The 7,012-nt window shown below is 63.6% G+C and carries 4 protein-coding genes and 2 tRNA genes; 2 read left to right on the top strand and 4 right to left on the bottom strand.

Annotated elements, in window-relative coordinates; translation table 11 throughout:
* Nucleotides 1-256 precede the first annotated feature (256 nt).
* From ACO6VM_RS20665 to ACO6VM_RS20650, 4 genes are all read right to left on the bottom strand, one after another.
* Nucleotides 257-1,822: an ABC transporter permease gene (locus ACO6VM_RS20665; protein ID WP_125465752.1), complete on the bottom strand. Its 1,566-nt coding sequence runs from the start codon at nt 1,820-1,822 to the stop codon at nt 257-259.
* Nucleotides 1,822-2,835 carry an extracellular solute-binding protein gene (locus ACO6VM_RS20660; RefSeq protein WP_401055415.1) on the bottom strand — a complete coding sequence of 338 codons (1,014 nt, stop codon included), beginning with the start codon at nt 2,833-2,835 and terminating at the stop codon, nt 1,822-1,824. The genes ACO6VM_RS20665 and ACO6VM_RS20660 overlap by 1 nt, the downstream gene beginning before the upstream one ends.
* A gap of 242 nt (nt 2,836-3,077) precedes the next feature.
* Nucleotides 3,078-3,164: transfer RNA gene (locus tag ACO6VM_RS20655), tRNA-Leu, on the bottom strand.
* An 86-nt stretch (nt 3,165-3,250) separates the two neighbouring features.
* A tRNA-Leu gene (locus tag ACO6VM_RS20650) sits at nt 3,251-3,337 on the bottom strand.
* A gap of 271 nt (nt 3,338-3,608) precedes the next feature.
* Between ACO6VM_RS20650 and rnr the strand changes: the two genes are divergently transcribed.
* Nucleotides 3,609-6,185: a ribonuclease R gene (rnr, locus tag ACO6VM_RS20645; RefSeq protein WP_401055413.1), complete on the top strand. Its 2,577-nt coding sequence runs from the start codon at nt 3,609-3,611 to the stop codon at nt 6,183-6,185.
* Nucleotides 6,182-6,928, top strand: coding sequence for a 23S rRNA (guanosine(2251)-2'-O)-methyltransferase RlmB (gene rlmB, locus ACO6VM_RS20640; protein WP_110996124.1), 747 nt, complete (start codon nt 6,182-6,184; stop codon nt 6,926-6,928). Before rnr ends, rlmB begins: the two co-directional genes overlap by 4 nt.
* Nucleotides 6,929-7,012: the final 84 nt, after the last annotated feature.

The raw sequence follows: 7,012 nt of genomic DNA, 5'->3' as shown, positions 1-7,012 counted from the left end.
CTTGCCCCGCGATAGGGCCTCAAGCCCTGTTCAGATACATCCGCGTGGCCAGCAGAAACACCGGCCCCGTGGGAGCGGGCTTGCCCCGCGATAGGGCCTCAAGCCCTGTTCAGATACATCCGCGTGGCCAGCAGAAACACCGGCCCCGTGGGAGCGGGCTTGCCCCGCGATAGGGCCTCAAGCCCTGTTCAGATACATCCGCGTGGTCAGCAGAAACACCGGCCCCGTGGGAGCGGGCTTGCCCCGCGATAGGGCCTTACGCCTTGTTCAGATACATCCGCGTAGTCAGCAGATACACCGGCAACCCCGATACCACGATCAACAGCGCCGCATAAGGCGCCGCCGCCGCAAACTCGACGTTGGCGGTATGCGCCCACACCTCGGTTGCCAGCGTGGTCATCCCGGTCGGGCTGAGCAGCAAGGTGGCGGTCAGCTCCTTCATGGCATCCAGGAACACCAGCGCAAACGCCGCCGCCATGGCCGGGAAGATGATCGGCAGGGTCACCCGGCAGAACGCCGCGAAGCTGCTCGCACCCAGCGTGCGCGCGGCCTCTTCCAGCGTCGGCGAAGCCTTGTTCAGTGCCGTGCGCACCGGCGACTGGGCCAGTGGCAGGAACAGCAGGGCATAGGCCAGGATCAGCAGGGCAGTGGTCTGGTACAGCGCCGGCACGTAGTGCAGGGCGAAGAACACCAGGGTCAGTGCGATCACCAGGCCCGGCAGGGCGTGCAGCAGGTACGGCAGGCGTTCGGCCCAGATCGCCAGGCGACCCTTGTAGCGCACCACCAGGAAGCTGATCGGCAATGCCAGCAGCACGCAGAAACCTGCGCCGCCCAGTGACACCGATAGCGAAGTGGCCAGTGCCTTGCCGATGGCCGCCACCGGGAAGGCCGCCGACGAGCCGACACTCAGCCAGTAGCCGAGCATGGCCAGTGGAATACCGCTGCCCAGCACCGCAAGCGCCAGGCACAGCAGTTGCCCCAGTGGCATCCAGCCGCGCAGGTTGACCGGCTGGGCACGACGCGCCACGCCCTGGCCGATCCGCACATGGCGGGCCTTGCCGCGTACCCGCAGCTCCAGCCAGAGCATCACCAGGCACAGCGCCAGCAGCACTGCCGAAAGCATGGCGGCGTTGGCGTTGCTGAATTCCAGCTCGAACTGCTGGTAGATCGCCGTGGTGAAGGTCTGCAGGCCAAGAATCGACAGGGCGCCGAACTCCACCAGCATGTGCAGGGCGATCAGCAAGGCGCCGCCCAGCATCGACGGCCAGAGCAGTGGCAGGGTGATCTTGCGGAACACCCCCCAGCGGCTGCAACCCAGGGTGCGCGCCGATTCTTCCAGCGCGGTGTCGAGGTTGCGCAGGGTGGCGGCCACCGGCAGGAACACCAGCGGGTATTTGGACAGCGCCATTACCAGGATCGCCCCGCCCAGCCCTTCGAAGTCCGAACTCAGCGACACCCAGGTAAAGCTGCTGACGAACGACGGCACGGCGAACGGCAGGCACAGCACCACGCCCCACAGGCGCCGGCCCGGCAGGTCGCTGCGCTCCAGCAGCCAGGCCAGGGCCACGCCCACCACCAGGCACAGCGCGGTGACGCCGGCCATCAGCAGCAGGGTGTTGCGCAGCAGGCCCCAGACGAACGGGCGCCAGAGCAGGCGCAAGGCCTCGTGAGCGCCGGCTTCCCAGGCCTTGAGCCCGACATACAGCAGTGGCAGCAGGCTCATCGCCACCAGGAACAGCACCGGCAGCAGCACCCAGACAGACGGGCGCTTGCGCTTGGGGACGAAGCGGGAGACGGCGGGCGAGGGCAGGGCGGCGGTCATCAGAGCAGGCCAACCTCACGTTCGAGCTCGATGGCTTCCTCGGCATTGCCCAGGTCGGCCGGCGAGATCTTCGGCGGGCGCAGTTCCTCGAACGGCTTCAGGCCACGGTCCGAGACCATGCCCTTGTGCAGCGGGTATTCGGCGGTGGTCTGGGTGATCACGCGCTGGCCTTCTTCGCTGGCCATCCAGTTGAGCAGGGCCTGGGCTTCTTTCGGGTGCTTGCTGGCTTTCACCGCAGCAGCGCCGGAGATGGTCACCAGGTTGCCGGCATCGCCATCGGCCAGGTAGTACAGCTTGGAGTCGAGCTTGCCGCGCTCGCGCTCCAGGGCGTACCAGTAGTAGTTGTTCACCAGCACGGCGGCGACTTCGCCTTTTTCCACGGCCTTCAGGGCCACCATGTTGTTGGTGTAGGTTTTGCCGAACGCTTTCAAGCCGGTCAGCCATTCCTCGGTGGCTTCGCGCCCGTGCATCTTGAGGATGGCCACGGCCTGTTCCTGGAATGCGCCGCTGGTGGGCACGTAACCGACCCGGCCTTCCCACTCGGGGTCGGCGAAGTCCATCACTGTGGTAGGCAGGTCTTTCTCGTCGACCTTCTTCGGGTTGTAGACCACCACGCGGGTGCGGGCAGTGACCCCCATCCAGGTGCCATTGGCGCCTACGTATTCCTTGGGCAGCATGTTCAGGGTGGCGTCGTCGATCTTCGCCAGCAGGCCCAGTTCGCCCAGGTTGTTCAGCGGTGGCGACTCTTCGGTGTAGATGATGTCGGCGGGCGAGCGGTCGCCCTCCTCGATGATCTGGCTGGCCAGCTGGTTGCTGCTGCCTTTGCGGATATTGATGTGGATGCCGGTCTTGGCCTCGTAGGCCTTGGCAATGGCTTCGCCGATTTCCTTGTGCTGACCGTTGTACATGGTCAGGCTGGCCGGGGCGTCTGCCAGGGCGGCCGGAGCGCCGATCACCAGGCTCAGCACTGCAGCGGCCAGGCTGCGCATCAGCGGTTGCGGGCGGATCGTCATGCGGGTACTTCCTCGCTTACGGCTACATATTTGGAAACAATGGTAAACGAAATCGTTTCTCAAATGGGCGTATGACGGGAAATTCATGGGGGTTCGCCGTGATCCCTGCTGTGTCTGTTAGATCGAGCGCCGCGCGGGCGGCGCTCGATCTCGAGAGCGCTAGAGAGCTTTCGGCGGGAGAGGGGGGCAAGCAAAAATTGCAGGCAAGAAAAAACCCACTAGCAAGCTAGTGGGTTTTTATATGGTGCCCAGGAGAAGACTCGAACTTCCACGACCGTTAAGTCACTGATACCTGAAACCAGCGCGTCTACCAATTCCGCCACCTGGGCAAAGCTTTGAATCATCTGGTGAGGCGACTATCGATCGCTTTCACACAGTAGTAATAGATCCTTGGTCATCTATTACTTGAAAATCTTGGTGCCCAGGAGAAGACTCGAACTTCCACGACCGTTAAGTCACTGATACCTGAAACCAGCGCGTCTACCAATTCCGCCACCTGGGCACACATTCGAGATTACAAGATGCTTTACAGCGCCGTTCATCTCTACTACAGCTTCGGGGTTGTCCGTCGTTGTGGTGCGCACTATACGGGCGGTCCTGGAGGCTGTAAAGCCCCCGAGCGAAAAAAATTTCAAAAAATTCAACTTGTTGATTCCGCAGGTCTATTACTGCCTGGCGGACGCTGTGCTGGGGCTGTCCAAGGCTGACATTTCCGGTTTCAATAGGCCTATGCCAGAATTCATATCTATATACCCCAAGGTGAACCCCTTCTGATGGCCGATTGGCAATCCCTCGATCCCGAGGCCGCTCGCGAAGCGGAAAAATACGACAATCCTATTCCCAGCCGTGAGCTGATCCTGCAGCGCCTCGCCGACCGTGGCGAACCGGCTGCCCGCGAAGAACTGGCGGCAGAGTTCGGTCTGTATGAAGAAGACCAGATCGAAGCCCTGCGTCGCCGCCTGCGCGCCATGGAGCGTGATGGCCAGCTTATCTATACCCGGCGCGGCACCTATGCCCCGGTAGACAAGCTCGACCTGATCTGCGGCCGTGTCTCCGGCCACCGCGACGGCTTCGGCTTCCTGATCCCTGACGACGGCAGCGAGGACCTGTTCCTCAGCCCCTCGCAGATGCGCCTGGTATTCGACGGTGACCGTGGCCTTGCCCGGGTCTCCGGTGTCGACCGCCGTGGCCGCCGCGAGGGCGTGCTGGTTGAAGTCATCTCCCGTGCCCACGAGAGCGTGGTCGGCCGCTACTTCGAAGAAGGTGGCATCGGCTATGTGACCCCGGACAACCCGAAGATCCAGCAGGAAGTGCTGGTCACCGCCGGGCGCAACGGCGGTGCGAAGATCGGCCAGTTCGTTTCGATCAAGATCACCCACTGGCCCACCCCGCGCTTCCAGCCGCAAGGTGACGTTGTCGAAGTGATCGGCAACTACATGGCCCCGGGCATGGAGATCGATATCGCCCTGCGCAGCTACGACATTCCTCATGTCTGGCCGCAGGACGTGATCAAGGAAGCGCGCAAGTTCCGCTCCGAAGTCGAAGAAAAAGACAAAGAGAAGCGCATCGACCTGCGTCACCTGCCGTTCGTCACCATCGACGGTGAAGACGCCCGTGACTTCGACGATGCCGTCTACTGCGAGCCGCTGGGCAAGCTGCGCCTGTTCTCTGGCGGCTGGCGCCTGTACGTGGCGATCGCCGACGTTTCCAGCTACGTGCGCCTGGGTTCTGCTCTGGACGTCGAAGCACAGCAGCGCGGCAACTCGGTTTACTTCCCGGAGCGCGTCATTCCGATGCTGCCCGAGGAGCTGTCCAACGGCCTGTGCTCGTTGAACCCGCACGTCGATCGCCTGGCCATGGTCTGTGAAATGACCATCAACAAGGCCGGCCAGATGGTCGACTACCAGTTCTACGAGGGGGTCATCCACTCCCATGCGCGCCTGACCTACAACAAGGTCAGCAGCATGCTCGAGCATTCCCGCACCCGCGAAGGCAAGGCCCTGCGCGAGGAGTACAGTGCGGTTCTGCCAGACCTCAAGAGCCTGTACGCGCTGTACAAGGTACTGCTGGCGGCCCGTCACACCCGTGGCGCGATCGATTTCGAGACCCAGGAAACCCGGATCATCTTCGGCGAAGACCGCAAGATCGACGAAATTCGTCCGACCGTGCGCAACGACGCCCACAAGTTGATCGAGGAATGCATGCTGGCGGCCAACGTCGCCACCGCCGCGTTCCTGCAGAAGCACAACGTGCCGTCGCTGTACCGCGTGCACGATGGCCCGCCGCCGGAGCGTCTGGAAAAACTGCGCGCCTTCCTCGGCGAGCTGGGCCTGAGCCTGCACAAGGGCAAGGATCCGTCGCCGAAGGACTACCAGGCCCTGCTGGCGAGCATCGCCGGGCGCCCGGACTTCCACCTGATCCAGACCGTCATGCTGCGCTCCCTGAGCCAGGCGGTGTACAGCGTCGAGAACAATGGCCACTTCGGCCTGAACTACGAAGCCTACACCCACTTCACCTCGCCGATCCGTCGTTACCCGGACCTGTTGGTGCACCGGGCGATCCGCAGCGTGATCCGCTCCAAGGTCGATACCCCGCACGTCAAGCGTGCCGGTGCCATGAGCATCCCCAAGGCGCGTATCTACCCGTACGACGAGAACGCCCTCGAGCAGATGGGCGAGCAGTGCTCGATGACCGAGCGCCGCGCCGACGAGGCCACTCGCGACGTGGTCAACTGGCTCAAGTGCGAGTACATGCGTGACCGTGTCGGGGAAATTTTCCCGGGCGTGATCACGGCTGTGACCGGCTTTGGCCTGTTCATCGAGCTGACCGACATCTATGTCGAAGGCCTGGTGCATGTCAGTGCCTTGCCGGGTGACTACTACCACTTCGATCCGGTTCATCATCGCCTGTCGGGCGAGCGTACCGGGCGCAGCTTCCGCCTTGGCGACACGGTCGAGGTCAAGGTCATGCGCGTCGACCTCGAGCAGCGTAAGATCGACTTCGAGATGTCCGAGCAGACCGTCACCGCGCCGGTTGGCCGCAAACCGCGTGCCGGTGCCGCCGAGCCGGCCGCCCAGCCGGCGCCTGCCAGCGAGGCGAAAATCTCGCCCAAGCCGCGCAGCCGCAAGGGCGAAACCGCCGATGCCTACTTCCCGAAAGACGCCGTCCAGCGTAACGCCGAAGTGCGCAAGAGCCGCGAGATGAAGAAAGCGCTGATGAGCGATGCGCGCACCGGGCATACCGCCAGTAAGTCGGAAAAAGGCAGCAAGTCGGCTACCGGTAAACCGACCAAGCATCGCAAGGGCCCGTCGAAGTCCGGCGCGCCACGTAAAGGCAAGAACAAGTCATGAGTCAGCTGGAAAAGATCTACGGCGTGCATGCCGTCCAGGCACTGCTGCAGCACCATCCCAAGCGGGTCAAGCAGATCTGGCTGTCGGAAGGCCGTAGCGAACCACGTCTGCAGACCTTGCTGGCCCTGGCCGCGGAAAACCGCGTCCAGGTCGGCCAGGCCGAGCGTCGCGAGCTCGATGCCTGGGTCGAGGGCGTGCACCAGGGCGTAGTGGCTGAGGTGAGCCCGAGCCAGGTGTGGGGTGAATTGATGCTCGAGGAATTGCTCGAGCGCACTGAAACCCCGCCGCTGATCCTGGTGCTCGACGGCGTCACCGACCCGCATAACCTCGGTGCCTGCCTGCGCACCGCCGATGCCGCGGGCGCTACTGCGGTGGTGATCCCCAAGGACAAGTCGGCCAGCCTGACTGCCGTGGTGCGCAAGGTGGCCTGTGGTGCCGCCGAAGTGATCCCGTTGGTGGCCGTGACCAACCTTGCCCGCACCCTGGAAAAGCTCCAGCAGCGCGGGTTGTGGGTGGTCGGTACCGCCGGCGAGGCCGAACAGGAGATCTACCAGCAGGACCTGACCGGCCCGTTGGTGATGATCATGGGTGCCGAAGGCAAGGGCATGCGTCGCCTGACCCGCGAGCACTGCGATTTCCTGGTCAAGCTGCCGATGGCCGGCAGCGTCAGCAGCCTGAACGTCTCGGTCGCGACCGGGGTGTGCCTGTTCGAGGCCGTACGTCAGCGCCAGGCCAAGCGTTAGCAGATAAAGCGTGGGAGCGGACTTGCCCCGCGATGGCGATGGAAGGGTTCACCCCCACCCTCGGGGGAAACCCGATCCCACATT

Origin of the sequence: Pseudomonas sp. GZD-209 (assembly GCF_049310485.1) — a bacterium.
Taxonomy (GTDB): Bacteria; Pseudomonadota; Gammaproteobacteria; order Pseudomonadales; family Pseudomonadaceae; genus Aquipseudomonas; species Aquipseudomonas sichuanensis.
This window is presented reverse-complemented; position numbering and strand designations above follow the sequence as displayed.

Excerpts from the sequence above, each read along its gene's own strand:
- rlmB (WP_110996124.1), top strand. The coding sequence starts at position 6,182 with ATGAGTCAGCTGGAAAAGATCTACGGCGTGCATGCCGTCCAGGCACTG.
- ACO6VM_RS20665 (WP_125465752.1), bottom strand. The coding sequence starts at position 1,822 with ATGACCGCCGCCCTGCCCTCGCCCGCCGTCTCCCGCTTCGTCCCCAAG.
- ACO6VM_RS20660 (WP_401055415.1), bottom strand. The coding sequence starts at position 2,835 with ATGACGATCCGCCCGCAACCGCTGATGCGCAGCCTGGCCGCTGCAGTG.
- rnr (WP_401055413.1), top strand. The coding sequence starts at position 3,609 with ATGGCCGATTGGCAATCCCTCGATCCCGAGGCCGCTCGCGAAGCGGAA.